The following is a 266-nucleotide window of genomic DNA, read 5'->3' as shown; positions in this document are numbered from 1 at the left end:
GCGCTGGATGACGCGCTGGAACGCGGCGGTTGGCTTTGAGTCCTCATCATACCCGGTGACAAGGTTATCCAGTTCGTGATCGACATAATCGGTCACGGTGCGGGTCAGCTGTGCGAGGTCAACATTGCAGGCGCGCATGACACTGCTCGCGTCCTGATCATCGATGAGTGCGAGGAGCAGATGCTCCAGCGTCGCATATTCATGATGATGCTCGTTCGCGATTGTCAGCGCCTGATGGAGGGCCCGCTCCAGACTAGGTGAGAAAG

1 protein-coding gene is annotated in these 266 nt (G+C 57.9%); it reads right to left on the bottom strand.

Annotation, left to right across the window (positions count from 1 at the left end; genetic code table 11):
• Window positions 1-266: Clp protease N-terminal domain-containing protein (locus CDN38_RS27850; RefSeq protein ID WP_204903261.1), on the bottom strand; the 266-nt coding region annotated here is incomplete at both ends.

The organism is Mycobacterium ostraviense (assembly GCF_002705925.1).
In the GTDB taxonomy this organism is placed as follows: domain Bacteria; phylum Actinomycetota; class Actinomycetes; order Mycobacteriales; family Mycobacteriaceae; genus Mycobacterium; species Mycobacterium ostraviense.
The sequence above is the reverse complement of the archived record's forward strand: the minus strand, read 5'-3'. Positions and strand labels throughout refer to the sequence as shown.